This window comes from Pseudomonas sp. AC211, from assembly GCF_979258055.1.
This window is the reverse complement of the sequence record NZ_OZ409830.1, coordinates 1,660,977-1,685,451: the sequence shown is the minus strand read 5'-3', so window position 1 is coordinate 1,685,451 and position 24,475 is coordinate 1,660,977. Positions and strand designations below refer to the sequence as shown.

18 protein-coding genes, 3 tRNA genes and 4 pseudogenes are annotated in these 24,475 nt (G+C 62.1%); 4 read left to right on the top strand and 21 right to left on the bottom strand.

The annotated features are described in order from the left end of the window. Positions 1-178: 178 nt before the first annotated feature. Positions 179-619, bottom strand: coding sequence for a nuclear transport factor 2 family protein (locus tag ACZZZP_RS08150; protein ID WP_463382368.1), 441 nt, complete (start codon positions 617-619; stop codon positions 179-181). Positions 620-776: 157 nt separating this feature from the next. After that, complete coding sequence (locus ACZZZP_RS08145) at positions 777-2,813, bottom strand: oxidoreductase (RefSeq protein WP_463382367.1); 2,037 nt, start codon at positions 2,811-2,813, stop codon at positions 777-779. Between the two features lie 224 nt (positions 2,814-3,037). On the opposite strand from ACZZZP_RS08145, the pseudogene ACZZZP_RS08140 reads away from it, so the two are divergent. Continuing rightward, a pseudogene (locus ACZZZP_RS08140) lies at positions 3,038-4,077 on the top strand (carbon-nitrogen hydrolase family protein). 3 nt (positions 4,078-4,080) lie between these two features. Continuing rightward, the gene (locus ACZZZP_RS08135; protein WP_463382365.1) at positions 4,081-5,118 is read left to right on the top strand and encodes an AraC family transcriptional regulator; all 1,038 of its coding nucleotides are present in this window, start codon (positions 4,081-4,083) and stop codon (positions 5,116-5,118) included. A 384-nt stretch (positions 5,119-5,502) separates the two neighbouring features. On the opposite strand, the gene ACZZZP_RS08130 is transcribed toward ACZZZP_RS08135, so the two are convergent. From ACZZZP_RS08130 to gspE, 12 genes and pseudogenes are all read right to left on the bottom strand, one after another. Further along, positions 5,503-5,579: transfer RNA gene (locus ACZZZP_RS08130), tRNA-Asp, on the bottom strand. Positions 5,580-5,686: 107 nt separating this feature from the next. Then, positions 5,687-5,763, bottom strand: a tRNA-Asp gene (locus ACZZZP_RS08125). Positions 5,764-5,794: 31 nt separating this feature from the next. Then, positions 5,795-5,870 (bottom strand) — tRNA-Val (locus ACZZZP_RS08120). 228 nt (positions 5,871-6,098) lie between these two features. Beyond that, complete coding sequence (locus tag ACZZZP_RS08115; RefSeq protein WP_463382364.1) at positions 6,099-6,620, bottom strand: type II secretion system protein M; 522 nt, start codon at positions 6,618-6,620, stop codon at positions 6,099-6,101. Then, on the bottom strand, positions 6,617-7,759 hold the full coding sequence (gene gspL / locus ACZZZP_RS08110) for a type II secretion system protein GspL (RefSeq protein ID WP_463382363.1): 1,143 nt from the start codon (positions 7,757-7,759) through the stop codon (positions 6,617-6,619). Before gspL ends, ACZZZP_RS08115 begins: the two co-directional genes overlap by 4 nt. Beyond that, positions 7,756-8,745: a type II secretion system minor pseudopilin GspK gene (gene gspK, locus ACZZZP_RS08105; RefSeq protein ID WP_463382362.1), complete on the bottom strand. Its 990-nt coding sequence runs from the start codon at positions 8,743-8,745 to the stop codon at positions 7,756-7,758. The genes gspL and gspK overlap by 4 nt, the downstream gene beginning before the upstream one ends. Then, a complete protein-coding gene (gene gspJ, locus ACZZZP_RS08100) occupies positions 8,742-9,461 on the bottom strand; it encodes a type II secretion system minor pseudopilin GspJ (protein WP_463382361.1) in 720 nt (239 codons plus the stop codon). Before gspJ ends, gspK begins: the two co-directional genes overlap by 4 nt. Beyond that, entirely contained in the window at positions 9,458-9,862 is a 405-nt protein-coding gene (gspI, locus tag ACZZZP_RS08095) for a type II secretion system minor pseudopilin GspI (RefSeq protein ID WP_122497218.1), read from the bottom strand. The genes gspJ and gspI overlap by 4 nt, the downstream gene beginning before the upstream one ends. Beyond that, a complete protein-coding gene (gspH, locus tag ACZZZP_RS08090) occupies positions 9,859-10,404 on the bottom strand; it encodes a type II secretion system minor pseudopilin GspH (protein WP_463382360.1) in 546 nt (181 codons plus the stop codon). The genes gspI and gspH overlap by 4 nt, the downstream gene beginning before the upstream one ends. Before the next feature lie 2 nt (positions 10,405-10,406). Continuing rightward, the gene (gspG, locus tag ACZZZP_RS08085) at positions 10,407-10,850 is read right to left on the bottom strand and encodes a type II secretion system major pseudopilin GspG (RefSeq protein WP_122497216.1); all 444 of its coding nucleotides are present in this window, start codon (positions 10,848-10,850) and stop codon (positions 10,407-10,409) included. A gap of 20 nt (positions 10,851-10,870) precedes the next feature. Beyond that, complete coding sequence (gene xcpS, locus ACZZZP_RS08080; RefSeq protein WP_463382359.1) at positions 10,871-12,088, bottom strand: GspF family T2SS innner membrane protein variant XcpS; 1,218 nt, start codon at positions 12,086-12,088, stop codon at positions 10,871-10,873. Between the two features lie 45 nt (positions 12,089-12,133). Further along, positions 12,134-13,713 (bottom strand): annotated as a pseudogene (gspE, locus tag ACZZZP_RS08075) (type II secretion system ATPase GspE). Between the two features lie 284 nt (positions 13,714-13,997). On the opposite strand from gspE, the gene ACZZZP_RS08070 reads away from it, so the two are divergent. Together ACZZZP_RS08070 and gspD are read left to right on the top strand one after the other, a co-directional pair. Next, entirely contained in the window at positions 13,998-14,681 is a 684-nt protein-coding gene (locus ACZZZP_RS08070) for a type II secretion system protein N (RefSeq protein WP_463382358.1), read from the top strand. A gap of 4 nt (positions 14,682-14,685) precedes the next feature. Further along, positions 14,686-16,648, top strand: a pseudogene (gene gspD, locus ACZZZP_RS08065) (type II secretion system secretin GspD). A 143-nt stretch (positions 16,649-16,791) separates the two neighbouring features. On the opposite strand, the gene ACZZZP_RS08060 reads toward gspD, so the two are convergent. The 7 genes and pseudogenes from ACZZZP_RS08060 to accD all read right to left on the bottom strand — a co-directional run bounded on the left by ACZZZP_RS08060 (position 16,792) and on the right by accD (position 24,286). Beyond that, entirely contained in the window at positions 16,792-17,571 is a 780-nt protein-coding gene (locus ACZZZP_RS08060; protein WP_463382357.1) for an SDR family oxidoreductase, read from the bottom strand. Positions 17,572-17,584: 13 nt separating this feature from the next. After that, positions 17,585-18,797: pseudogene (locus ACZZZP_RS08055) on the bottom strand (O-succinylhomoserine sulfhydrylase). A gap of 62 nt (positions 18,798-18,859) precedes the next feature. Continuing rightward, positions 18,860-20,365 carry an amidophosphoribosyltransferase gene (gene purF, locus ACZZZP_RS08050; protein ID WP_122497202.1) on the bottom strand — a complete coding sequence of 502 codons (1,506 nt, stop codon included), beginning with the start codon at positions 20,363-20,365 and terminating at the stop codon, positions 18,860-18,862. A gap of 282 nt (positions 20,366-20,647) precedes the next feature. Continuing rightward, positions 20,648-21,199: a CvpA family protein gene (locus ACZZZP_RS08045; RefSeq protein WP_122497200.1), complete on the bottom strand. Its 552-nt coding sequence runs from the start codon at positions 21,197-21,199 to the stop codon at positions 20,648-20,650. Positions 21,200-21,448: 249 nt separating this feature from the next. Next, positions 21,449-22,096, bottom strand: coding sequence for an SPOR domain-containing protein (locus tag ACZZZP_RS08040; RefSeq protein ID WP_463382355.1), 648 nt, complete (start codon positions 22,094-22,096; stop codon positions 21,449-21,451). Next, positions 22,080-23,399, bottom strand: a complete 1,320-nt coding sequence (gene folC, locus ACZZZP_RS08035) for a bifunctional tetrahydrofolate synthase/dihydrofolate synthase (RefSeq protein WP_463382354.1) — start codon at positions 23,397-23,399, stop codon at positions 22,080-22,082. The genes ACZZZP_RS08040 and folC overlap by 17 nt, the downstream gene beginning before the upstream one ends. Continuing rightward, the gene (gene accD / locus ACZZZP_RS08030; RefSeq protein ID WP_122497194.1) at positions 23,396-24,286 is read right to left on the bottom strand and encodes an acetyl-CoA carboxylase, carboxyltransferase subunit beta; all 891 of its coding nucleotides are present in this window, start codon (positions 24,284-24,286) and stop codon (positions 23,396-23,398) included. The genes folC and accD overlap by 4 nt, the downstream gene beginning before the upstream one ends. Between the last annotated feature and the right edge of the window lie 189 nt (positions 24,287-24,475).

The following is a 24,475-nucleotide window of genomic DNA, read 5'->3' as shown; positions in this document are numbered from 1 at the left end:
TTTTTTCTGCGCGCACGGCGAGAAAGTAGGGCGTATTCCTACATTTGGCTCAAGTCTAGGGGTAAAAAGTATCGACGGCAATGTGACTGGGTTGGCAGTCACTCGTGCCGAGCGCCTGGCGAACAGGCGCTGACATGAAAGTGTGACGGAATCGGTACAAGCGGTCAGGTTTGCGGCATCAGGCCGAAGCGTTGGCCTTGGCCAGAAACGGCGCCAGACGCTTGCCCATCTCATCGCCCAACGCCTGCAGGCCGCTCATGGGGCGGATCATCACTTCGAAGTCGACAATTTTGCCGTCTTCATTGAAGCGCACCATGTCGATGCCCTTGAGCTGACGCTCGCCAACCGTGGCGCTGAACTCCAGCACCACATTCAGGCCGTCGGCGCTGACCAGCTCGCGGTGGTATTCGAAGTTTTCGAACACCTGAATCACGGTATTCAGAATCACATTGACCATCTGCGCGCCCTCGTACGGCTTGTAAGCCATGGGCGAACGAAACACCGCCTTGGCATCCAACAACTCGGGCAAGGCCTTGAGGCTTTTGCTGGCGATCATGTGGTGCCACTGCTCGAGGGCAGCGGTGACGGCGGGGTTGGAACTGAGGGCGGAAGTGGTCATGGCAACTCCTTTTTTGTTTTTTGAGGAATACACACCCTCTGTGGGAGCGGCTTTAGCCGCGATGCCTTTAAAACAATCAAACGCATCGCGGCTAAAGCCGCTCCACAGAAACAGCAGAAACAGCCCTCTCCCGCAAGCGGGAGAGGGAGCAGAGCGATTACAACCCTGCAGCCAGGCGCGAACCCTGGTTGATTGCACGCTTGGCATCCAGCTCCGCCGCCACGTCCGCGCCGCCAATCAGATGCACCACTTGCCCGGCCGCTTCCAGGCCTTCCTGAAGTTCACGCAGCGGGTCTTGGCCGGCGCAGATGATGATGGTGTCGACCGGCAATAGCTGCGGCTCACCTTCGGCGATGCGGATGTGCAAACCGGCGTCATCAACGCTGAGGTATTCGACGCTGTTGAGCATTTGCACGTTTTTGTTTTTCAAGCCGGTGCGGTGGATCCAGCCGGTGGTTTTGCCGAGGCCGTCGCCCACTTTGGTTTTCTTGCGTTGCAGCAGGAACACGTCGCGCGCCGGGGCGTGCACTTGAGCTTTGATGCCGGCGATACCGCCGCGCGCTTCCAGGGCTTTGTCGATGCCCCACTCTTTCCAGAACGCATCGCGGTCCTGGCTAGTGGCGTCGCCTTGGTGAACGATAAATTCCGATACGTCGAAACCAATGCCGCCGGCGCCAATCACGGCCACCTTCTGGCCAACCGGTTTGCGCTGCAAGATGGCGTCGAGGTAGTTGATCACTTTCGGGTGGTCGATGCCCGGAATGGCCGGCGTGCGCGGGGCGATGCCGGTGGCCAGGATAATTTCGTCAAAGCCGCCTTTAACCAGGTCTTCAACGCTGACGCGGGTGTTCAGTTGAAGATCAACGCCGGTGGTTTGCAGCTTGCGGCCGAAGTAGCGAATGGTTTCGTAGAACTCTTCTTTGCCCGGCACACGCTTGGCGATGTTGAACTGGCCGCCGATTTCGCTGGCCGAGTCGAACAGGGTCACGCTGTGGCCACGCTCGGCCGCCACGGTGGCAGCGGAAAGACCCGCCGGGCCAGCGCCGACCACGGCAATTTTCTTCACAGCTGCGGTGGGAATGTAGTTCAGCTCGGTTTCGTGGCAGGCGCGCGGGTTGACCAGGCAGGTGGTGAGTTTGCCGCCGAAGGTGTGGTCCAGGCAGGCCTGGTTGCAGCCGATGCAGGTGTTGATTTCGTCGCTGCGACCTTGAGCGGCCTTGTTGACGAACTCGGGGTCGGCGAGGAACGGGCGGGCCATGGACACCATGTCGGCGTCGCCATCGGCCAGCACTTGCTCGGCCACTTCCGGGGTGTTGATGCGGTTGGTGGTGATCAGCGGAATGCTGACTTCGCCACGCAGTTTGGCCGTCACTTTGGTGAACGCGGCGCGCGGCACTTTGGTGGCGATGGTGGGGATACGCGCTTCGTGCCAGCCGATACCAGTGTTGATGATGGTGGCGCCGGCCTTTTCGATGGCTTTGGCCAGGGTGACGATTTCGTCCCAGGTGCTGCCGCCTTCCACCAGGTCGAGCATCGACAGGCGATAAATAATGATGAAGTTCGGGCCTACCGCTTCACGCACGCGGCGCACGATTTCCACCGGCAGGCGCATGCGGTTTTCGTAGCTGCCACCCCAGCGGTCGGTGCGCTGGTTGGTGTGGGCGGCGAGGAATTGGTTAATGAAATAACCCTCGGAGCCCATGATTTCCACGCCGTCGTATTCGGCCACTTGGGCGAGGCTGGAGCAATTGACGAAATCGGCGATCTGCTTTTCGATGCCCTCTTCGTCCAGCTCGTGGGGCTTGAACGGGTTGATCGGCGCTTGAATGGCGCTCGGCGCTACCGATTTCGGGCTGTAGGCATAACGGCCGGCGTGGAGAATCTGCATGCAGATCTTGCCGCCCGCTTCGTGCACGGCGCGGGTAACAATGCGGTGCTGCTCGGCTTCTTCCGGGGTGCTCAGTTTGGCCGCGCCGGCATACACGCCGCCTTCCACGTTCGGGCCAATGCCGCCGGTTACCATCAGGCCGACGCCACCCAATGCGCGCTCGGCGAAGTAGGCCGCCATGCGTTCGAAGCCGCCCGGTTTTTCTTCCAGCCCGGTGTGCATGGAGCCCATCAGGGTGCGGTTACGCAGGGTGGTGAAACCCAGGTCCAGCGGGGCCAACAGGTGGGGAAATTGGGCGACGGTCATAGCAAGCTCCACATCGGGGGTTAACGCACGGAATGCCGCTGCCTCATGGTTTGGCTTTCTGGCCGAAAGCGTGGGCGGCGGTCAGTTGTGAGCGAACGATAAAGAGCGCGCCGCGCCCTCTCAATGATCCAAAGTGACAAGTTATTGATCCAAACGCGCAGCACAACTTGGCAAGCGCCGCTGCGCCCCCTACCCTTATGGCCTCATTTCGCACCCCGACGACCATGCGCAGACTATTCGGCAACGCCCTCGCCTCTTCCACCATCGTTCTGCTCGGCGCTTATGCGCTGTGGACCGATTTGCCGTCCGGAGGCCCATTACCTCTCCGACCTTCGCAGCGAAGTGGCGCTCAATCAGGGCCAGCCGGGCACCAACGGCAACCTGCTGGGCATTCAGCCGCAGCTGTATTCGGGCGACTACCACAGCGCCGACCTGCTGCGCTTGAAGCTCGCCGCTTACCTGCACAAGGCCAACGAAGCCGGCTTGCTCAATGGCAAAACCGTCGCCGTGCTGCCCGAACATATCGGCACGGGCCTGGTCATCAGCGGCGAGAAAGTCGAGGTGTATCAGGCGCACACGGTCAACAGCGCAATGGCCTGGCTGGCGGCAAGCAATCCACTGAAACTCAGCCGCGCGCTGCTGTTCGCCAAAGGTGACAACCGCTTGCATGACGCCCTGCTGCGCATGCAGGGCGAGCACATGGCGCGCGACTACCAAACGGTGTTTGGCGGCTTGGCCAAAGACTTCGGCATCACCCCTGGTGGCCGGCTCGATCGTGCTGCCCGAGCCGAGCGTGGAAGACGGCCAACTGGTGGTCGGCAGCGGCCCGCTCTACAACGTCAGCCTGGTGTTTGGCAGCGACGGTGCGCCGCTGGGGCAGCCTCAACGCAAGGCGTATCCCACCGCCGATGAGCTGGGTTTCATCGCCGCCGCGCCGAACGCGCCACAGGTAATCGACACACCGGCTGGGCGCTTGGCCGTGGTGCTGGGCAGCGACAGCGAGCGCGCCGATGCGTTTGCCGAGCTGAGCAAACAAGGCGTGCAGGTGCTCGCCGTTCCAGCGTTCCAGATCAGCCATAACGAAACCCATATGGCGCCGCCACTGGACGGCAGCAGCGTCCGCCTGGGCATGACGGTTTTTCTCCATGGCCAGTTCTGGAACCTGCGCAGCGATGGCCAGAGCCTGCTGATGCAAGACCAGGCCGTGAGCACGCTCGACGACAGCGGCGGGCCCGGTGGCCGGCTGCTGAACATTTGGCTGTAAGCCATGAAGCCGGTACGGGTTCGGCTGGGAGATTTGTCGGTCGGCTTTGTGCATGGCCTGGCAGATGCGGTGCGCCATGCCGGGCATGATCCGCTGCCGTTGCTGGAGCAATACGGGCTCGACCCGGCGCGCCTGGCCGAGGCGCGGGCGCGGTTGTCGATTCCGCGTTACATGCGGTTGGGCCATGCCGCGATTCAACTGACCGGCGATTCGGCACTGGGCTTGAGCATGGGCGTGCACACGCGTCTGAGCCAGGTTGGGTTAGCCGGCGTGACCGCCGCTCAAGCCCCGACCGTGCGCGAGGCAGCCCGTGCCCTGATTCGCTTCGAGCCGCTTTACGCCTACAACTACCGTGGCCAATCGAGCTTTCACGAAGACACCCGTGGCGCCTGGCTGCGCTTCTACTCGATCAACCCTTATAACGCCTACAACCGCTTCGTCGTCGACTCGGTATTGGCCGGCTGGGCAGCGCAACTGGGCGCGCTGGCCGGACAGCGCCTGGACGTGGAAAAAGTCGACATCGAATTCCCCGCCACGCCTTATGCCGAACGCTACGGCGAGCTGTTTGGCTGCGCCGTGGAATTCGCCAGCGACACTAACCAACTGCGCCTGAACCAGGCCACGCTTGCCTTGCGCAACCCAGAGCATTGCCCGAGCACCTGGCGGCACCTGCTGGATATTTGTGAGCGCGAGCTGGAGCAACTGACCCGCACCCGCAGCCTGCGCGAGCGCATCAGCCAGTTGCTCGGGCCGCTGCTAAACGGCCGCGAGCCGGACCTGGAGGAAGTGGCCAACCGCCTGCAACTGCCGACCTGGACCTTGCGGCGCAAGCTGGCCGAAGAAGGCACGCAATACCGCGCCATCCTCAACGACACCCGCCGCGACCTGGCCGTGGCGTATATCCGCGACACGGAATTGGCGTTCGGGGAAATTGCGTATTTGCTGGGGTTTGCATCGGCGGAGGCGTTTCAACGGGCGTTCAAACGCTGGAATGGGCAGACGCCGGGGGAGTTCAGGAAGGCGCAGCGTAAGGCGGGGTGACCGCGTTTTGCCCGGCCCTCACCCCCAGCCCCTCTCCCGCTCGCGGGCGAGGGGAGCCAATCGCCTTTCTGCTGACTAACGCGATTTGCTTTTAGTCCCCTCGCCCCTAGGGGAGAGGGCTAGGGTGAGGGGGGAAGCCGGCGCAGATTTAAAGCTCTGTAGCGTCTTCCACTAATTCAGCCGGCTCATCCTGCTCAGCCGCGCGGTATTCCAACAACTCTTCTTGGTACTCGTCCATTTGCTTGTGCTCGCTCTATTTTCGTTCAGGTCAAGGCCAAGCCTAAAACCCGCAGATGACTAACAGATGAACGAACCCAAACAGCCAATCATTAAATCGCAGCCAATAAAAAACCCTTGGACCTTTCGATCCAAGGGTTTCGTATATGGCGCAGCGGACGGGACTCGAACCCGCGACCCCCGGCGTGACAGGCCGGTATTCTAACCGACTGAACTACCGCTGCGTGTCGGTGGACTTTCGTCCGGTACAACGTGAAACGTGCTGCGTCTGATCGTAAAGCCCTGGTTGGCTTTTGATCTCAAGCTCGACAACGTCGGACTTGGCAAATAATGGCGCAGCGGACGGGACTCGAACCCGCGACCCCCGGCGTGACAGGCCGGTATTCTAACCGACTGAACTACCGCTGCGCGTCGGTGGACTTTCGTCCGGTTTCACAAGTGGTGGGTGATGACGGGATCGAACCGCCGACCCTCTGCTTGTAAGGCAGATGCTCTCCCAGCTGAGCTAATCACCCCTTGCTTGCGAGGCGCGAAATTTACGCGGGGGGCATACCTAAGTCAACACCCTGTATAGAAATTTTCTGAAATTAGGTGAATTAGGCTGTTTTGGCTAAGCCGCAAGTTTTTGCGCCTAAGCACTACATCAAAGTGGTGCCGCCCAGCAGCACCCACAGCAAGTAGTGTTTCCTGTGGGAGCGGCTTTAGCCGCGATTACCTGCAAAAGGCAATTCCAGACCCGTTACCTATTGCCCAACCCGCAACGTCAACCGCGCTGTCACCAAACCTTCTTCATTGCGGTCCATGCCCGCCTCGTCAATTCGTACGCCCTGCCCTTCCAGCTCCTGGAACCAACGCAGCAGCACGTTGAAGGCCACCGGTTGCAGGTTCACTTGCAAGCTGCCATCACCGGAGCTGTCGAGGCGTTCGATGGTCAGCTGGGCGGCCGCCGCACTGCTGGTCACATAACCTTGCAGCTGTTCCGGCGCCAGGCTGGTGGTGGGTTTTTCCACCAAGGCACGGGCTTGCGGGGCTTTGGCTTGCAGGTAGCCGCTCAGTTCCAGTTGCTGCGCCAGCGCTTCACGCGCGTTGTGCAGACGATGTTGGGCCGGTTGCCAGAAGCTGATGTAGAGCAGCGCACCGAGGACGCAGATAACCATCAGCCCGAGCGCCAAACGCTCACGCGGCGCCAGGGTGGTCCAGCGCCGTTGCAGCGGTGAGCGCTGCCAGCGGTCGAGCAGCTGCATTTTGACTGTGGCGGTATTCATCCCTGCCCTCCTACGACTAACCGGGCGCTGACGCCGTTGTTTTCCCGACTCGCCGAGCCCAGTTGCACGGGCAAACCGGCATCTGCCAGGCGTTGGCGCAGGCGCTCCAGTGCGCTGAAGTCAGGCGCTTGCAGTTGCAGCGCGAGGTCGCCACGGGTGTCGCTGAAGTCCAACTGTTGAACGCGCACCAGACCGCCATCAGCTTGCACAGCGGTGCTGGCCAGATCCATCAAAGCAAGAAAGCGACTGCCCCCGGCCGTGCGGCCTTGGCTCAGGTGTTCGTCGAGTTGATGACGCAGGTTCACCAGCTTGGTGTCCTGCGGAAACAACTCGCGATACAGCGCCGCGTTGGCGGCGGCGATCGTGTCGCTCTTGTGTTGCAACTGCCAGGCCTGCGCCAGGTTGAAGCCCCATTGCAGCACCAGCCATAACCCCACCAGCCCCAGCACCGGGCGCCAGCGCTTCCAGCCTTGGCTGTCTTCGCGACTGGCCAGCTCGCCTTGGGCCAGGTTGCAGCCGGCCGTTTGGGCCGCGAGCCAGAGGTACACATCCTCTTCGCGCTGGGCGGTTTCGATGCCGTCCGGCAAGGCTTGGGTCGGCGGCGCGATGGCGTGCAAGGGCAACGGGCACTGGTCGGCAATCTGCGGCCAATCATCCTGCGCCACCGCCATACGCGTGGCCAACTGGCCGCCCAGCAGCCAGCGCTCGCCAAGCCAGCAAATCTGGGTGCCGATGTCAGGCAGCAAATCGGCATCGACATGAATACTCACCGGCGCCACCGGGCACGCGGCGAGCCAGCCCTGCAGCCAGGCTGCGCGTACGGCGACAATACGGTAACGCCCGTCCCCGAGCGGTGTGCCGAGGGCCAGGTGAAATTGCTCGACGTCTTCGGCCAGCAATTCCTCCACAGCAAACGGCAAGGCCTGACGCAGCCAGCGCGCTTTCTGCGTGGGCAGCGCTACGGCACAGGCGGTGACAGCCTCGACCGGAATCACCAGGCGCCACGGTTCATCCAGCTCCACCATCGCTTCGGCGAGCAACAGCTGGTCGTGCACACCCGCGCGGATGCGGTGCACCAACAGGGTTTCGTCAACAGCCACCGCAGCGGCCGCCGGTAGAAAAATCGTTACCAGGCTCATCGTGCCTGCTCCTCATTTGTTGCGGAGGCGGTCGCGCCAATGGCGATCAGCCCGTCTTGTCCAAGGTCGCGCGCCAGTACACGCACGCGCCCTTGTTGATCTCGGTGCATGTTACTCACCGCCACCTGCCGGCGATCACCCATTCGCACCTCGCTGATCACTTGAAAATACGCACTACCGACTGCCAAGCCCTGCCCCTCGATTCCCTGCCCGGCCAGGCCGGGCTGGGCGAGAAACGCGTCCACCGAGGCGAAACCTTCCTTGCCGCGCGCCAGCACCACCCCTTGTGCCAGGTCCGGCGTCAGGCCGTCGGCCAGGCACGACAGCACCATGGCGCCAGCCGTGTTGACGTTCAACGGCGCATCCGCCGGCAAGGCGCTTACGTAAGGTTGCAGGCGGCGGAAGTCAGCCTCGGTCATGCCCAGCAATAACCGTAGCTCGGAGACGTCTTGAAGGCGACGGTTGGCGGCGCGATAGGCCGGCTTGGCGAGCAGGTATTGATTGTCTTCGGCGCCTTCGCTGCCTGTGGCTTCCTGGTCCACGTCGAGCCAGTCCACCAGACGATCGGCATAGGGCGTGGTGATGCCCAGGCGCAGCAGCAGGCGGCGGAAGCGCAGCACCGAGGGTTCGTCGACTTGCTGTTGGCGCACCAGGCTGTTGAGGTTGAAGCGCCCGCTGGGGTCTTCGATGCGCACGCTGAGCACGCCGCCTTCGTCCAGCGCGAACGGCTGCATGGGTTTGGCCCAGTTCTCGCCGAGATGATCCACCGACTGACGCGGGTCGCCGCCGCGCGCATCGCGTTTAAGCACGGCCTTGGCCAGCGTCTCGCCGCCCAGCGCGTACTGCCAGGCTTGACGGGTATCGAGCAGATTGGCGCTGCTGCGAATGGCCACATGTTGGCGGGCGATCATGCCGGCGCACACCACAGTGACTACCGCCACGACCAGCAGCACGGTGATCAGCGCCACACCCTGTTGACGCTTCATTCCAGCACCTGCGAATCATCGGGCGCCGGGCTTTGGCCGTCCGGGTTGGCGTCTGGGTTGGCGTTAGGATTATCCGGGTTCTGACCGTCGCCAGGGTTACCTTCGGCGGGCAGATCGGGCAGGCGCAGCACGCGGCGAATCTGGCCGTAGCGCCGGTGTTCAAGCACCAGTTCCAAGGCTTTGGGCAGCTGTTCCAGGCGCTCGCTTTCGTTGCCGTCGGCAGGCGGCCAACTGGCTTGCCATTGGCCCTGGCGGTCGAGGTAGCGAAGCGTCATGCGGGTGACGCCATCGAGCACGGCTTGCACCTGCGGCTGGCTGTCTTGCGCTTGATCGAGCACCGGCCAGTAGCGGCGTTGTAGTTGCTCGCCGCTGAGTTCCCAGCGCACCCGTTGCAAGCGCGACCGACCGGCGCCCATGGGGTTGCGCCAGCCGGTGCGAGTGAATTCCAGAGCAGTGGCGTCGCCGTCTTCACCGCGCAACGCGGCACGTTCATCGCCAAACGGATCGCGCACCAGGCGCGGCACCGCTTGCAACACATCACGCTCGAACGCGGCCATGCCGCGCACCAGTTCGCGCAATTGCTGCTCGTGACTGCGCGTGGCGCTGTCGGCCTGCATCACGCTGCTCAGCATGCGATAGGTCGCCAAGGCCAGCAGCGCAAAGATGGCCACGGCAATCAGCAGCTCCAGCAGGGTAAAGCCTTGCGCGCGTTTCATTGCCCGGCCTCGATGGGCTCGGTGGTGACAAAGCCGACCAGGCTGGCGACGGCGCGGTCTTTGATTTCGCCCCCGCGCCCACGCTCGTCCCGCGTGGCGACCCACACGGTGATGCGGCGCATGGTTGGCTCGCTGGTGTCTTCGACGGTGCTTTGCCATTGCCACTGGCGGTTGGCGAAATCGACCTGGCCCTGCTGATTGCCGATGCTGGGCACGGCGGGGGCCAATTGCATGTCGCTGAGCTGGTTGTCGGCGATCCACATGGCCAGGGTTTTGTCTTCAAGCCGCGCGGCCGTCTGCAAGCTGCGGGCGCTAACGCCCAGAACGCTGGCCGCCACCAACGCAAATATCGCCAGGGCTACCAACACTTCGAGCAAGGTGAAGCCACGGCAGCGGCTCACTTGCCGGCTCCTTTGCCGTCTGCTGCTTCAACTTTGGGCAAGCGAAAGCCGTCGGTGGACATCTGCAAGCGCGCGCCTTGGGCACGCTTCTCGGCCAGTTGTAGGCGAAAGGGACTGAGTTCACCGCTGGATAGAATCAGCACTTGCGGGCTGCGCTCGGCGTCTTTGGGTTGGTCTTCTTCAGCGTGTTGGCTGGGAAGTTTCAGCGCGGCACCTTCGAGTTCGACCGTCAGCACGGCATAAGCAGGCAACTGGTGCGGCGCGCGATCCACGGGCTGCCAGCGGCTTTTGCCGGGCTCGTAGCGCAGCACTTGATAGGACGAAGCGTCGAACCACAGGCCGTATTCGCGGTTGTCCAACACGGCCTCATCGGCCAGCACGCCAATCAGCCCGCTAAGCCGCTCGGCCTCGTTGCGCAGCTCGCGCGCCGGGCCGGCGATGCCGGTGCTGAGCACCGCCAGCCCAACCAGGGTGCCCAGAATTACCAGCACCACCAGCAGCTCCACTAACGTGAAGCCGGCCAGGGCCTGCGGCCGCTTCAAACTCACTGATCCCAGTTACCGATATCTGCATCGTTGTCGCTGCCGCCTTCTTTGCCATCGGCGCCGAAGGAGTAGAGATCGAACGGGCCTTTGCTGCCGGGCGCCAGGTATTGATACGGGTTGCCCCATGGGTCGACGGGCACGCGTTTGAGGTAGCCGTCAGCGTTCCAGTTTTTCGCTACCGGGTTGCCGCTCGGTTTTTTCACCAGCGCTTCGAGGCCTTGCTGGGTGCTCGGATAGGCGTGATTGTCGAGCTTGTACATGTCCAGCGCGGCGCTAATGCCTTTGACGTCGCCTTTGGCCACAGTGATTTTCGCCTGGTCGGGGCGGCTCATTACCTGGGGCACGATCAGCGCCGCGAGAATGCCGAGAATCACCACCACCACCATGATTTCAATCAGGGTAAAACCGCGCTGGCGTTGCCGTTGTCGCAGCCCGTTTTGCATGACGTTTGCTTGCATCGTGATCACCCCACTAGTTGGTTCAAAGACAAAATTGGAAGAAGAATCGCCAGCACAATGAGCAGCACCACAACGCCCATAAACACCAGCATAAAAGGTTCGAACAGGCCGACCATCAGCGCGATCTGGGCGGCCAGGTCGCCCTCCTGATTACGCGCGGTGCGGGCCAGCATCTGGTCCAGTTCGCCGGAGCGTTCGCCGCTGGCGATCATGTGCAGCATCATCGGCGGAAACTGCCCGCTGGCTTCCAGGGCGCGGGTCAGGCTGCCGCCCTCGCGGACTTTTTGCGCGGCCAAGACCACGTCGGCGCGAATCACGCGATTGGAAATCACCTGGGCGCCAATGCTCAGCGCTTCCACCAGCGGCACGCCGCTGCGGGTGAGAATGGCCAGGGTCGAAGCGAAGCGCGCGCAGTCGGTGGCACGCACCAATCGGCCCACCAGCGGCAAGCGCAATTGAAAGCCGTGCCAGCGCCGTTTGACGTTGTCGTCGCGCAGCGCCCAACGCGCGGTAAAGCCACCAGCAATCGCCAGCAGCACAAATAACCAGCCCCAGCTTTTCACCGCATCACTGAGGGCGATCAGGCCGCGCGTCAGAGCTGGCAGCGTTTGCCCCGAATCGATAAACACCCGCACCACATCCGGCACCACATAGCCGAGCAAGAAGCCGACGATTATCAGCGAGGTGATCATCAGCACCAGCGGGTACAACAACGCCAGCTGTACTTTCTGCCGCGACTGTTGGCGCTGTTCGGTGTAGTCGGCCAGTTGCTCGAGCACCGGGCCCAAATGCCCGGCGTGCTCGCCCGCTGCCACGGTGGCGCGGTACAGGTCGGGGAACGCTGCGGGAAATTCTTTTAGCGCTGCCGCCAGGCTGTGGCCTTCCAGCACCCGCGCCCGCACTGCCAGCAACATCGCCTGCACCCGCGGTGCGGAGGCCTGAGCGGCGGCGGCGCGCAACGCTTCTTCGATAGGCAATGCGGCTTGAATCAGGGTGGCTAACTGGCGCGTGAGCATCGCCAGATCGCGTGCCGACAGCCCACGCACAAAGGTGAAATGACCGTCGTTGCTCGCCTGCTCACGGGTACGCGTGGCGTTGACTTGCAGCGGCGCCAGTTGCTTTTCGCGCAGCATCTGCCGCACTTGCCGCGCGCTGTCGGCTTCCATCACGCCCTTTTGCTGGCGCCCCGCGTTGTCCAGGGCAAGGTATTCGAACGCTGCCATCAGAATGTGCCCGGTTGGGTGACGGTCAGAGCACGGGCGACGGACTTAACGGTCTTCACGTCGCTCGCCCCTACGTTGGTGTTGATTCGGCGAACTGGCAGATAGTTCGCGCCGTTGCGCAGCGGTGGTCGGCGCTTCGTCTTCGCGCGTCACGCGCAGCACTTCTTCCAGGCTGGTGACGCCCTGCATCACTTTGCGCCGGCCATCATCGCGGATGCTCGGGCCGTTGCCGCGTGCATGACGGGTCATCTCCTGCTCGCCGGCGCCGCTGTGGACCAGCGTGCGCATGCGGTCATCGAACACCACCAACTCATAAATACCGGTGCGCCCGCGATAGCCCTGCTGCTTGCATTCCGGGCAGCCGCGCGGGTGATGAATGACCGGCGTTTCGCCGCTGCGCACGCCCAGCACCTGGGCTTCGGCTTCAGTGACTGGCAGGCCTTCTTTGCAGTGCGGACAGAGCACACGAACCAGGCGCTGGGCCAACACACCGAGCAGCGAGGACGACAACAGAAACGGTTCAACGCCCATATCCACCAAGCGCGTTACGGCGCCAATCGCGCTGTTGGTGTGCAAGGTTGAGAGCACCAAGTGGCCGGTGAGCGAGGCCTGCACGGCAATTTGCGCGGTTTCAGCGTCGCGAATTTCGCCGACCATGACCACGTCCGGGTCTTGCCGAAGAATGGCGCGCAGGCCGCGGGCAAAAGTCATGTCGACCTTGGTGTTGACCTGCGTTTGGCCAATGCCTTCAAGGTGATATTCGATGGGGTCTTCGACGGTAAGAATGTTGCGTGTGCGGTCGTTGAGGCTGACCAGGCTGGCGTACAAGGTGGTGGTTTTCCCTGAGCCCGTGGGGCCGGTGACCAGAATGATGCCGTGCGGTTTGCGCACGCTGCTTTCCATTAGTTGGCAGTCGCGGCTGGACATGCCCAAGTGCTGCAAACTCAAGCGCCCCGCTTGTTTGTCGAGCAGCCGCAACACCACGCGCTCACCGTTGGCCGAGGGCAACGTCGACAACCTCGCACGTCCACTTCCCGCCCGCCCACGCGCAAGGAAATACGACCGTCCTGTGGCACACGTTTCTCGGCAATATCCAGACGCGCCATCACCTTGATACGAGACACCAACAGCGCCGCCAACTCGCGTTTGGGCTCCAGCACTTCGCGCAGCACGCCGTCGACGCGAAAGCGCACGACCAAGCGTTTTTCAAAGGTTTCGAGGTGAATATCGGAGGCGTTTTCCTTGATCGATTCGCCAAGAATGGCGTTGATCAAACGAATGATCGGTGCGTCGTCTTCCTGCTCCATCAAGTCTTCGGTTTCGGGCACCTGATCGGCCAGCGCAGCCAGGTCGAGCCGCCCGCCGATGTCTTCAGCCAGTTGCATGGACGCAGAATCATGCTGATAGGCCGCCGCCATCGCCTGATCGAAATCGGTCGGGCTGAGCGCTCGCAGCGGCAAGCGGCGGCCGACAAACCGTTGCGCTTCGGCCAGCGCGACCATCTCCACAGCCGGCCGAAAGCCCAGGCACACCTGGTCTTTATCGAGCATCAACACCACGCCATTACGCTTGGCGTAACTGAACGGTAAACGGCGTGACACGGTTTCCACCGGAGAAACGTTCATCTGTAATCCGACCTTGGCATTGTGGAAGGGGCTGCTGTTCAGCGCCCATGTTCAAGATTAAGGATGACGATCATTCGCCATGCTGCTGTTTTTTTATCGATTTTTAGACGAGGCGACTCGTAGAGTGTGCAACGGCGGCTATCTTTACCACACTGCCGAAAAAACACATCGCCCCGCCATATAAAACAGAATAGGACTACGGCGCGAAGTGGATGCGTAAAAACACTTGGCTGCTCTATGATCGGCCGCCAGCAAATCCGACAGTGCGAGAAACGTCTTTGACCGTGCCCGAAACCCTCCGCAGGCTGATGCACAATGCCCCGACATTGTTGGGCGTGTTGTTGATCCTGTTGATCAGTTTGAGTTTCGCCACGCAAACCATCGAATGGCTCCAACTCAACCGCACCCAAGTAAGCGTGCAGACCGATGAGGCCAGCGAGCTGTCCAGCGCACCGGCCCTGGACAGTATAGAAACCCTCTTCGGTCCCGCCCGCGTCACGCAAACCACCGCGCCCCCTGCCACCAGCCTGCGCCTGACCCTGCGCGGCAGCTTTGTTCACAGCGATGCGCGCAGCTCCAGCGCCATCATCCAACGGGAAAACGCCAAGCCGCTGCGCTTCGGCGTGGGCGCCGAAATCGACAAAGGCATCCGCCTGCATGCGGTGTACCGCGATCGCGTCGAAATCGAGCGCAACGGCCGCCTGGAAACGCTGATGTTCAACAAGAACAAAAACGCCCCGGCCAGCCGCCCGCTTCCCAGCAGCTACGACGCCGTGGACGCACTGTCCACGCTGCAACAGCAGGATGAACAGCAGCTGCGAGACCGCATGGAAGCCTTGCGTCAACAGATGGAAAGCGCTGGCGGTCAGGACGAACCCGATCAGGAGCCGGTGAACGAACCCGAGCCCCCTGCCGCGCCGCGCTCAACCGAACCCCTCCCTACCGACCCGCCTACGGAAAGCGATTAAGCCGATGCCATTGACTCTTTCACGCTTGACCCTGGCCCTGTTCGCTTGCGGTCTGCTTAGCATCAGCGCCACGGCTGGCGCCGCGATAACACCGGCGAACGGCACGGCCGACGATGAACAGCAGCAGAACGAGGAACGCTGGACGATCAACCTCAAGGACGCCGACATCGCTGAGTTCGTCGACCAGATCGCTGACATCACCGGGCAAACCTTTGTGGTCGATCCGCGCGTCAAAGGCCAGGTCAACGTGGTGTCCAAAGCGCCGCTGAATCTCAGCGAGGTGTACCAGCTTTTCCTCTCGGTAATGGCCACCCACGGTTTTAGCGTGATTACCCAGGGCGACCAGGCGCGCATCGTGCCGAACGCCGAAGCCAAGGCCGATGCCGACACCGGTCGCGCTGCACCGGATCGCCTGGAAACTCGACTGATTCAAGTACAACACGGCAATGTCGCCGAGCTGATTCCGCTGATTCGCCCACTCGTTCCGCAGTACGGCCACCTGGCGGCGGTGACCTCGGCGAACGCCCTGATCATCAGCGACCGCAGCGCCAACATCACGCGCATCGAAGACCTGATTCATCAGCTGGATCAGAAGAGCAACAACGACTACAGCGTGGTCAACCTGCAATACGCCTGGGTCACCGATGCCGCCGAAGCGCTCAATGCCAGCGTGGCGCACGGGCAGGCCAAGGGGGCCGCCGGTACGCAGGTGATTGCCGACACGCGCACCAACCGCTTGATTCTCATCGGCCCGCCCGCCGCCCGCGCGCGAATGGTCGGTCTGGCGAAATCCCTCGACACGCCCAGCAGCCGCTCTGCCAATACCCGCGTTATTCGGCTGCGGCATAACGATGCCAAAGCATTGGCCACCGTGCTGGGCGAGATTTCCGAAGGTATTAAAAACCCGGCTGGCGGCGGCACTGCCGAAGCCGGTGCGGGCAAGCCGCAGAACATTCTGATTCGCGCCGACGAGAGCCTGAACGCCCTGGTATTGCTGGCCGAGCCAGACACCGTGGCCATGCTCGAAGACATCGTGCACCAGCTCGACGTACCGCGCGCGCAGGTAATGGTGGAAGCAGCGATTGTCGAGATTTCCGGCGACATCACCGACGCGCTCGGCGTGCAGTGGGCTGTGGATGCGCGGGGCGGTACCGGTGGCGTCGGCGGCGTCAACTTCGGCAATACCGGGCTTTCTGTCGGTTCCGTGCTGCAAGCCATCCAGGATGACACCGTGCCGGACACCCTGCCCGACGGCGCTATTATCGGAATTGGCAGCAAAAACTTCGGCGCATTGATAACGGCGTTGTCGGCCAACAGCAAAAGCAACCTGCTCTCCACGCCAAGCCTGTTGACGCTCGACAACCAGAAAGCCGAGATTCTGGTGGGGCAAAACGTGCCCTTCCAAACCGGCTCGTACACCACCGCTACCGACGGCGCGAGCAATCCGTTCACGACCATCGAACGCAAAGATATCGGCGTCACCCTCAAGGTCACCCCGCACATTAACGACGGCGCCTCGCTGCGGCTGGAGATCGAACAGGAGATTTCCTCGATTGCCCCCAGCGCCACGCTGTCTGCGCAGGCGGTGGACTTGATCACCAACAAGCGCTCGATCAAAAGCACCATCCTTGCCGAAGACGGCCAGGTCATTGTGCTCGGCGGCCTTATTCAGGACGACGTGACCATGACGGATTCGAAAGTGCCGCTGTTAGGCGATATCCCATGGCTGGGCCGACTGTTTCGCTCAACCAAAGAGGCCCATACCAAGCGCAATTTGATGGTCTTCCTCCAGACCGAGCGTCGTGCGTGATGGCGCGGGTTTGGCAGCGCTTTCGGGCAAGAAGTACAGCGACATTCGCGTATTAGGCGGCGCGGCGGATAGCGCACGGCCGAGCATTTTGCCGCAGAAGCCGGGGCAGCTATTTGATGGCCAGGGCGATTCGGCGATTGATCTGCGGCCGCAGTAAACAGGCCCGTTCGTTGTCGTCTGGGAAACCCCATCGCGGCTAAAGCCGCTCCCACAGGCTATGCAGAGCCCTGTAGGAGCGGCTTTAGCCGCGATGCTTTTTGAAGCAATAAAGGCGCAACCGCCCCCGCCCACTCCGGCTGTTTAATCCGCGTAAATCATCTTGCACGTCATCCCGCCATCCACCACAAACTCTTGCCCAGTCACAAACCCGGCGCTCGCCGACAGCAGCAACGCCACTTGCGCGGCCACGTCTTCAACCGTGCCTACGCGGCCGGCGGGATGTTGGTCGTGGTCGGCGTCGGTCAGTGGCGCGGCGCGGCGTTCGCTGGGGTCGCGGGCGTCGATCCAGCCTGGGCTGACGGCGTTGACGCGGATGTCCGGCCCCAGGCTGATTGCCAGCGCGCGAGTGAGTGCCAGCAGCCCGCCTTTGCTCGCCGAATAGGCTTCGGTGTCGGCTTCAGCTTGATGGGCACGGGTAGAAGTGATGTTAACGATGGCGCCGTAATGCGCACGCAGATAAGGCGCGCAGTGTTTGGCCAGCAGCAACGGGCCCGTCAGGTTGACGGCCAGCACGCGATTCCACTGAGCCAGCTCCAGGCTGTCCAGCGGCGCGTTATGCGGGTCGGCGATACCGGCGTTGTTAACCAGTGCATCGAGCCGGCCGAACTGGCCCAGCACCTGCGCAACGCCTTCAACCACTTGGCTTTCCTGGCTGACGTCCATCGCCACAAACCAGGCGTTGTCGCCGAGCGCTTTGGCGACCTTGGCGCCGCGCTCGCGCTCGGTATCGGCCAACACCACTTGCCAACCCTCGGCGATCAGCCAGGCGGCGATGCCCGGCCCGATGCCACGAGCGGCACCCGTGACCAACGCGACTTTGCCGTTGCTGGCCAGCGGGCGCTCCACTTCCAACTCGACCATCAGCGACGCCCGATCACAGCGCCGCGAGGCCCCGGGCCAGATCGGCCTGGATGTCGTCGACTTCTTCGAGGCCAACGGCCACGCGGATCAAGCTGTCGCGGATGCCCGCTGCAGCGCGTTCTTCGGGCGTCAAACGACCGTGGGACGTGGTGCTCGGGTGGGTGATGGTGGATTTGCTGTCGCCCAGGTTAGCGGTGATCGAGAGCAAACGCGTGGCGTCGATAAAGCGCCAGGCGCCCTCTTTGCCACCCTTCACTTCAAAGCTCACCACGGCGCCAAACGCACGTTGCTGACGCTTGGCCAGTTCGTGTTGCGGATGGCTCGGCAAGCCGGCGTAGTGAACCTTCTCGATGCCCGGCTGCTGCTCCAGCCACTGGGCCAAGTGCAGCGCGCTGGCGCAATGGGCTTGCATGCGGATGCGCAGGGTTTCCAGACCTTTGAGGAACACCCAGGCGTTGAACGGGCTTAGGGTCGGGCCAACGGTGCGCACGAAGCCCACCAGCTCGGCCATCAACTTGGCACTGCCGGCCACCACGCCGCCCAGGCAACGACCCTGGCCGTCGATAAATTTGGTAGCCGAATGCACCACCACGTCGGCGCCGAGCGCCAGTGGCTTTTGCAGCACCGGCGTGCAGAAGCAGTTGTCGACCACCAGTTTCGCGCCGTGGGCATGAGCCACTTCGGCCAACGCGGCGATGTCCACCAGCTCGGCCAACGGGTTGGAGGGTGATTCGACAAAGAACATTTTGGTGTTGGGCTTGCAGGCTTCGCCCCAGCCGGCGACGTTGGTCAGCTCGACATAGTCGACCTGCACGCCAAAGCGCTTCAGGTATTTTTCGAACAGGCTAATGGTCGAACCAAACACGCTGCGCGACACCAGTACGTGGTCGCCAGCGCTGCAGAACGCCATGACCACGCCCATGATCGCCGACATGCCGGACGCCGTTGCGACTGCTTGCTCGGCGCCTTCCAGCGCGGCGAGGCGCTCTTCGAAGGTACGCACGGTGGGGTTGGTGTAACGCGAATAGACGTTGCCCGGCACTTCGCCGGAAAAAACGCGCAGCGGCGTCGGCGGCAGTGCGGAACACGTAGCTCGAGGTGAAGAACATCGCCTCGCCATGCTCGCCTTCAGGGGTACGGTGTTGCCCGGCGCGCACCGCCAGGGTGTCGAAGCCTACGCCTTCGAGGTCACTGTCCAGCCGACCGGCATCCCATTCCTGCGTCATGCCCTTTCTCCATCAAATGTTCAGCACTAAAACGTTCAGCCCGCTTTCGCGGGCTGGGGTTATCAATTGTTGTACAGGTCGATGATGGCGCTGACTACGTTGGTCTTGAGCTTCGACGAGTCGTTGCGCGCCTGTTCGATTTTGTTTAGGTACGCCTCGTTGACGTCGCCGGTGACGTACTTGCCATCAAACACCGCGCAATCGAACTGGTCGATCTTGACCTTGCCGCCGCCCACCGCGTCGATGAGGTCGCTGAGGTCCTGATACACCAGCCAGTCGGCGCCGATCAGTTCAGCCACTTCCTCGGTGGTGCGGTTGTGGGCGATCAGTTCGTGGGCGCTCGGCATGTCGATGCCGTACACGTTCGGGTAACGAACCGCCGGCGCTGCCGAGCAGAAGTACACGTTCTTCGCCCCGGCTTCGCGGGCCATCTGAATGATCTGCTTGCAGGTGGTGCCGCGCACGATGGAGTCGTCGACCAGCATCACGTTCTTGCCGCGGAATTCCAGCTCAATGGCGTTGAGCTTCTGGCGGACCGATTTCTTGCGCGCAGCCTGGCCCGGCATGATGAAGGTGCGTCCGATGTAACGGTTTTTAACGAAGCCTTCGCGGAATTTCACGCCCAGGTGGTTTGCCAGTTCGAGGGCGGACGTGCGGCTGGTGTCCGGAATCGGGATAACCACGTCGATGTCGTGATCCGGGCGCTCGCGCAGAATCTTATCGGCCAGTTTCTCGCCCATACGCAGACGCGCTTTGTAGACCGAAATGCCGTCCATGATTGAATCCGGACGCGCGAGGTACACGTGTTCGAAAATGCACGGGGCGTATTTCGGGTTGGTGGCGCACTGGCGGGTGGAAATCTTGCCTTCTTCGGTGATGTACACCGCTTCGCCCGGCGCCAGGTCGCGGATCAGGGTGAAGCCGAGCACGTCGAGCGACACGCTTTCCGAAGCGATCATGTATTCCACGCCTTCGTCGGTGTGACGTTGGCCAAATACGATCGGACGGATGCCGTTAGGGTCGCGGAAACCGACGATGCCGTAGCCAGTGACCATGGCCACCACGGCGTAACCGCCGGTGCAGCGCTTGTGCACGTCGGTGACGGCGGCGAACACGTCGTCTTCGGTCGGCTGCAACTTGCCGCGAACGGCCAGCTCGTGAGCGAACACGTTGAGCAGCACTTCGGAGTCGGAGCTGGTGTTGACGTGGCGAAGATCAGACTCGTAGATCTCCTTGGCCAGCTGCTCGACGTTGGTCAAGTTGCCGTTGTGCGCCAGGGTGATGCCATACGGCGAGTTCACGTAAAAAGGCTGTGCTTCAGCGGACGTGGAACTGCCCGCTGTCGGATAACGCACGTGACCGATGCCCATGTGCCCGACCAGGCGCTGCATATGGCGCTGGTGGAACACATCGCGCACCAGACCGTTGTCTTTGCGCAGATACAACCGGCCGTCATGGCTGGTCACGATACCGGCAGCGTCCTGGCCGCGATGTTGGAGCACGGTAAGCGCGTCATACAGCGCTTGATTGACGTTTGACTTACCGACGATACCCACGATGCCACACATGCGACCAACCCCTTTGAAGTGGGAAACTACTGCGCTCGGCTAGGCTTCGTTAAAAACCGGCTCGGAACGCTCATTGGCTACAGCCAACTCCGCTTACTCGCCCGTTTTTGCCTCGCCTAGCCTTCGCTCGCTACGTTTCTGAACAACTGCGCTCGGCTAGGCTTCGTTGAAAACAGGATTCAAAAATGCTCATTGGCTAGAGCCAACTCCGCTTTTTTCACCTGCTTTCGCCTCGCCTAACGTTTGCTCGCTACGTTTCTGAATTACCGCAACTGCTGACTTCTACAACGGCTTTGGCGCCAGAACATCTTTAAACGACAGTTCTGCCGGCCCGCTCACACCGCTGGCCAGCCATTGACTGGCCAGGGTAAGAATCATGTTTTTCGACCAGTCCGCCACGATCAGAAAGTGCGGCACCAGTGATGACTCTTTCCACCAGGCGTCCTGAGTAACAGGCGCCAGGCTCAATAATCCGACCAGCAACACCACCAGCAAACCGCCCCGTGCGGCACCGAACACCATGCCTAGCACGCGGTCAGTGCCCGATAGTCCGGTAACGCGAACCAGCTCGCCAATAAGAAAATTAAATAGGGCACCCACTAATAATGTGGCCACGAAGAGAATGGCGCAGCCGGCGATGACGCGGGCAGAGGGGGTGTCGATGTAATCCACGAGGTGCTGGGAAAGCGCGCCGCCGAACATCCAGGCCACGACTCCAGCAATGATCCAAGTTACCAGCGACAGCGCTTCTTTGACGAAGCCGCGTTTCAAGCTGATCAAACTGGAAATTGCGATAACGGCGATGATCGCCCAATCGACCCAGGTAAATGGCACGTTACAGGCCTACCGACGGAAGAGGCGCGGGATTTTAGCAGAGCGTTCGGAAAAGGAGTAAGCCGGGATTTATCGAACACCGATTAAATCCCGGCCGCTTGGCGAAAATGCTGATGGCGCACTGGGTTGCGCTGTGCTCGAAGAGCTTACCGACGCAACCTAACTGCTGAAAGCGTCGCGGCAAAGATGCTCCCAAGAATCGTACATTCCTGTGGAAGCGGCTTCAGCCGCGATGCTCTTACCGGCCCATCAGCTACTTTCCGGCTGGAAACGCACCACAAAGCCTTTGAGTTTTTGCTGCTTGGTCAACTGATCACGCAGGCGATCCGCCTCGGCGCGTTCAATCAGCGGCCCGACAAATACCCGATTCATGCCTTCAGCGCTGCGAATGTAGGCGTTATAGCCCTGACTACGCAGCGTTTTCTGCAGGCTTTCGGCACTGGCGCGGTTGGACAGGCTGGCCAGTTGAATCGACCAACTGATCGGCAAGCTGTTGGCATCCAGGCGATTTTGCGTCGCCGCAGCGGCAGGAGGCGCCGCCGGCGTGGCGCTGGCAGTAGCCGGCGGCTTGCTGGCTGGCGGTGCGGGAGGCGCCGGAGCGATAGGCGTGGTCGGCGGCGGCAATGCGCTAGGAGTAGTCGGAAGCGGGGCTGGCGTAGTTGCCACCTGCTCGACCGGCACGGGCTCTTCGGGCAGCAATTCTGGCTCTGGCACCGACACCGGCTCTTGCGCCACTTCCGGCATGGCGGGCGCTTGTGGCATAGCCGGAGCCTCGACCACGACGTGGCGGGATTCATCCTGGCGCGACAGCAGCATCGGCAAGAAGATGATCGCCAAGGCAATCAGCACCAAGGCGCCGACGATCCGCTGCTTCAATCCTTTATCCAGCAAAGCCATTCCCCACTTCTCCCATGGCATGGCGGGCCAGCCATTCCAGGGCCTCGGCCACGCAGTAAAAAGAACCAAACAACAGAATTTCGTCTTCTGCCGTCGCCTGCTGCAGTTGCGCTTCTAAGGCTGCGGCGATGTCGCCATACGCTTCAACGCGTGCGCCCAGGTTCAGCAGCGCGGCCTGCAACTCGGCGGCGGGCCGGCTGCGCGGCGTTGGCAGCGGCGCCACGGCCCAAGTCGCCACCTGTGTGAGCAACGGGGCGAGTACGCCGGGTAAATCTTTATCGGCCAACAAACCGAACACCGCCAGGCGTTTGCCCGCCACCGGGCGATCTGCCAGGCGCTGCGCCAAATACTCGGCGGCGTGGGGATTATGCCCAACATCCAGCAACAGCGTGAGTGCCTTGCCATGCCAATTTATTGCGCGGCGATCGAGGCGGCCGGTCACCCGCGTGCGTTGCAGCGCAGTGACCAATTGGTCAGGCTGCCAAGGCAGGTCGAGCATGGCGTAGGCCTGCAGTGCCAGCGCGGCGTTTTCCATGGGCAGATCAAGCAGCGGCAGGTCATGCAGGCTCAGTGGCTCGCCGGCGGCGTTGAAGCCACGCCAGTGCCAGCTGTGCTCGCCAAACGCCAGGTCGTAATCGGGGCCGCGCAGCAGCAATGGGCAAGGGAGCGAGCTGGCTTTTTCACGAATCGGCGCCGGTGGTTTCAAATCGCCACAAATAGCCGGTACGCCAGCGCGGAAAATGCCGGCCTTCTCGAATGCTACCGACTCACGGGTGTCGCCCAGGTAGTCCGCATGGTCGAGGCCAATGCTGGTGATCAGCGCCAGATCAGGATCAATCAGGTTGACCGTGTCCAGTCGACCGCCCAGGCCTACTTCCAATACCGCCGCATCCAGGCCGCTCCGCTGGAACAACCAGAACGCGGCCAGGGTGCCAACTTCGAAATAGGTCAGGGACGTTTCGCCACGGGCCGCTTCAACGGCGGCGAAGGCTTCGCAAAGCGCGGCGTCAGTGGCTTCCACTCCCGCCACTTGCACGCGCTCGTTGTAACGCAGCAGGTGGGGCGAGCTGTAGACGCCCACTTTCAGCCCCTGCTCGGCAAGCAGCGAGGCGAGAAAGGCGCAGGTTGAGCCTTTGCCATTGGTGCCGGTCACGGTGATGACTTTCGCCGCCGGCCGCCCCAGACCGAGGCGGCTGGCCACCTCGCGAGTGCGGTCCAGGCCCATGTCGATGGCCACCGGGTGCAACTGCTCCAGATAGCTCAACCACTCAGCCAGGTTGCGCTGCACCGTGGGCTGGGTCATGCGCTGATAGGCGCAGGGATGGCGACCGGGGTCGGAAGGTTCTGCATTTGCGCCAGCAAACGGGCGAGACGAGGACGCAATTCCTGACGGGAAATGATCATGTCGATGGCGCCGTGGGCCAGCAGGAATTCGCTGCGCTGGAAGCCTTCCGGCAGCTTTTCACGCACGGTTTGCTCGATCACTCGCGGGCCAGCGAAACCGATCAGCGCTTTGGGCTCAGCGACAATTACGTCACCCAACATGGCCAAGCTGGCCGACACGCCGCCGTAGACCGGGTCGGTCAGTACGGAAATAAACGGCACGCCCTCTTCACGCAAGCGGGCCAATACGGCCGAAGTCTTGGCCATTTGCATCAGCGAGATCAACGCTTCCTGCATACGCGCGCCACCGGAGGCGGCGAAGCACACCAGTGGGCAACGCTCTTTCAGCGCGACGTTGGCGGCCTGAACAAAACGCTCGCCGACGATGGCGCCCATCGAGCCACCCATGAAGGCGAACTCAAACGCGCACGCGACCACAGGCAGGTCTTGCAAGGTGCCGCGCATAGCGATCAGCGCATCTTTTTCGCCGGTCTGCTTTTGCGCCGCGGTGAGGCGGTCTTTGTACTTTTTACTGTCGCGGAATTTCAGGCGATCAACCGGCTCGAGATCAGCGGCGATTTCTTCGCGGCCCTCGGGGTCGAGGAAAATGTCCAGACGGGCGCGGGCATCGATGCGCATGTGGTGGTTGCACTTAGGGCAAACATCCAGGGTTTTCTCAAGCTCAGGACGGTAAAGCACCGCTTCGCAGGATGGGCATTTGTGCCACAAGCCCTCGGGGACAGAGCTCTTTTTCACCTCGGAACGCATGATCGATGGGATCAGCTTGTCTACCAGCCAGTTACTCATGCACTCATTCTCCAAAGCTGTTGGCCTGTACAGGCGGCGTTACCGCTGCCTGTCGCAAAGCAAAAAATTCAGGTTTGCGGTCCGGTCGATCACCTGAGGTACCGCCTCAGACCCGCTGATGCCGCTCGTTGCCGTATGGGTTTAACCGCAACGAGACGGCGAAGTTCACGCGCCTTGCGCAGCGACAGG

What these genes read in the sequence shown, in the direction of transcription:
- ACZZZP_RS08150 (WP_463382368.1), bottom strand. Translation starts at nt 619, where the DNA reads ATGACCACTTCCGCCCTCAGTTCCAACCCCGCCGTCACCGCTGCCCTC.
- ACZZZP_RS08145 (WP_463382367.1), bottom strand. Translation starts at nt 2,813, where the DNA reads ATGACCGTCGCCCAATTTCCCCACCTGTTGGCCCCGCTGGACCTGGGT.
- ACZZZP_RS08135 (WP_463382365.1), top strand. Translation starts at nt 4,081, where the DNA reads ATGAAGCCGGTACGGGTTCGGCTGGGAGATTTGTCGGTCGGCTTTGTG.
- ACZZZP_RS08115 (WP_463382364.1), bottom strand. Translation starts at nt 6,620, where the DNA reads ATGAATACCGCCACAGTCAAAATGCAGCTGCTCGACCGCTGGCAGCGC.
- gspL (WP_463382363.1), bottom strand. Translation starts at nt 7,759, where the DNA reads ATGAGCCTGGTAACGATTTTTCTACCGGCGGCCGCTGCGGTGGCTGTT.
- gspK (WP_463382362.1), bottom strand. Translation starts at nt 8,745, where the DNA reads ATGAAGCGTCAACAGGGTGTGGCGCTGATCACCGTGCTGCTGGTCGTG.
- gspJ (WP_463382361.1), bottom strand. Translation starts at nt 9,461, where the DNA reads ATGAAACGCGCGCAAGGCTTTACCCTGCTGGAGCTGCTGATTGCCGTG.
- gspG (WP_122497216.1), bottom strand. Translation starts at nt 10,850, where the DNA reads ATGCAAAACGGGCTGCGACAACGGCAACGCCAGCGCGGTTTTACCCTG.
- xcpS (WP_463382359.1), bottom strand. Translation starts at nt 12,088, where the DNA reads ATGGCAGCGTTCGAATACCTTGCCCTGGACAACGCGGGGCGCCAGCAA.
- ACZZZP_RS08060 (WP_463382357.1), bottom strand. Translation starts at nt 17,571, where the DNA reads ATGGTCGAGTTGGAAGTGGAGCGCCCGCTGGCCAGCAACGGCAAAGTC.
- purF (WP_122497202.1), bottom strand. Translation starts at nt 20,365, where the DNA reads ATGTGTGGCATCGTGGGTATCGTCGGTAAGTCAAACGTCAATCAAGCG.
- ACZZZP_RS08040 (WP_463382355.1), bottom strand. Translation starts at nt 22,096, where the DNA reads ATGGCTTTGCTGGATAAAGGATTGAAGCAGCGGATCGTCGGCGCCTTG.
- folC (WP_463382354.1), bottom strand. Translation starts at nt 23,399, where the DNA reads ATGACCCAGCCCACGGTGCAGCGCAACCTGGCTGAGTGGTTGAGCTAT.
- accD (WP_122497194.1), bottom strand. Translation starts at nt 24,286, where the DNA reads ATGAGTAACTGGCTGGTAGACAAGCTGATCCCATCGATCATGCGTTCC.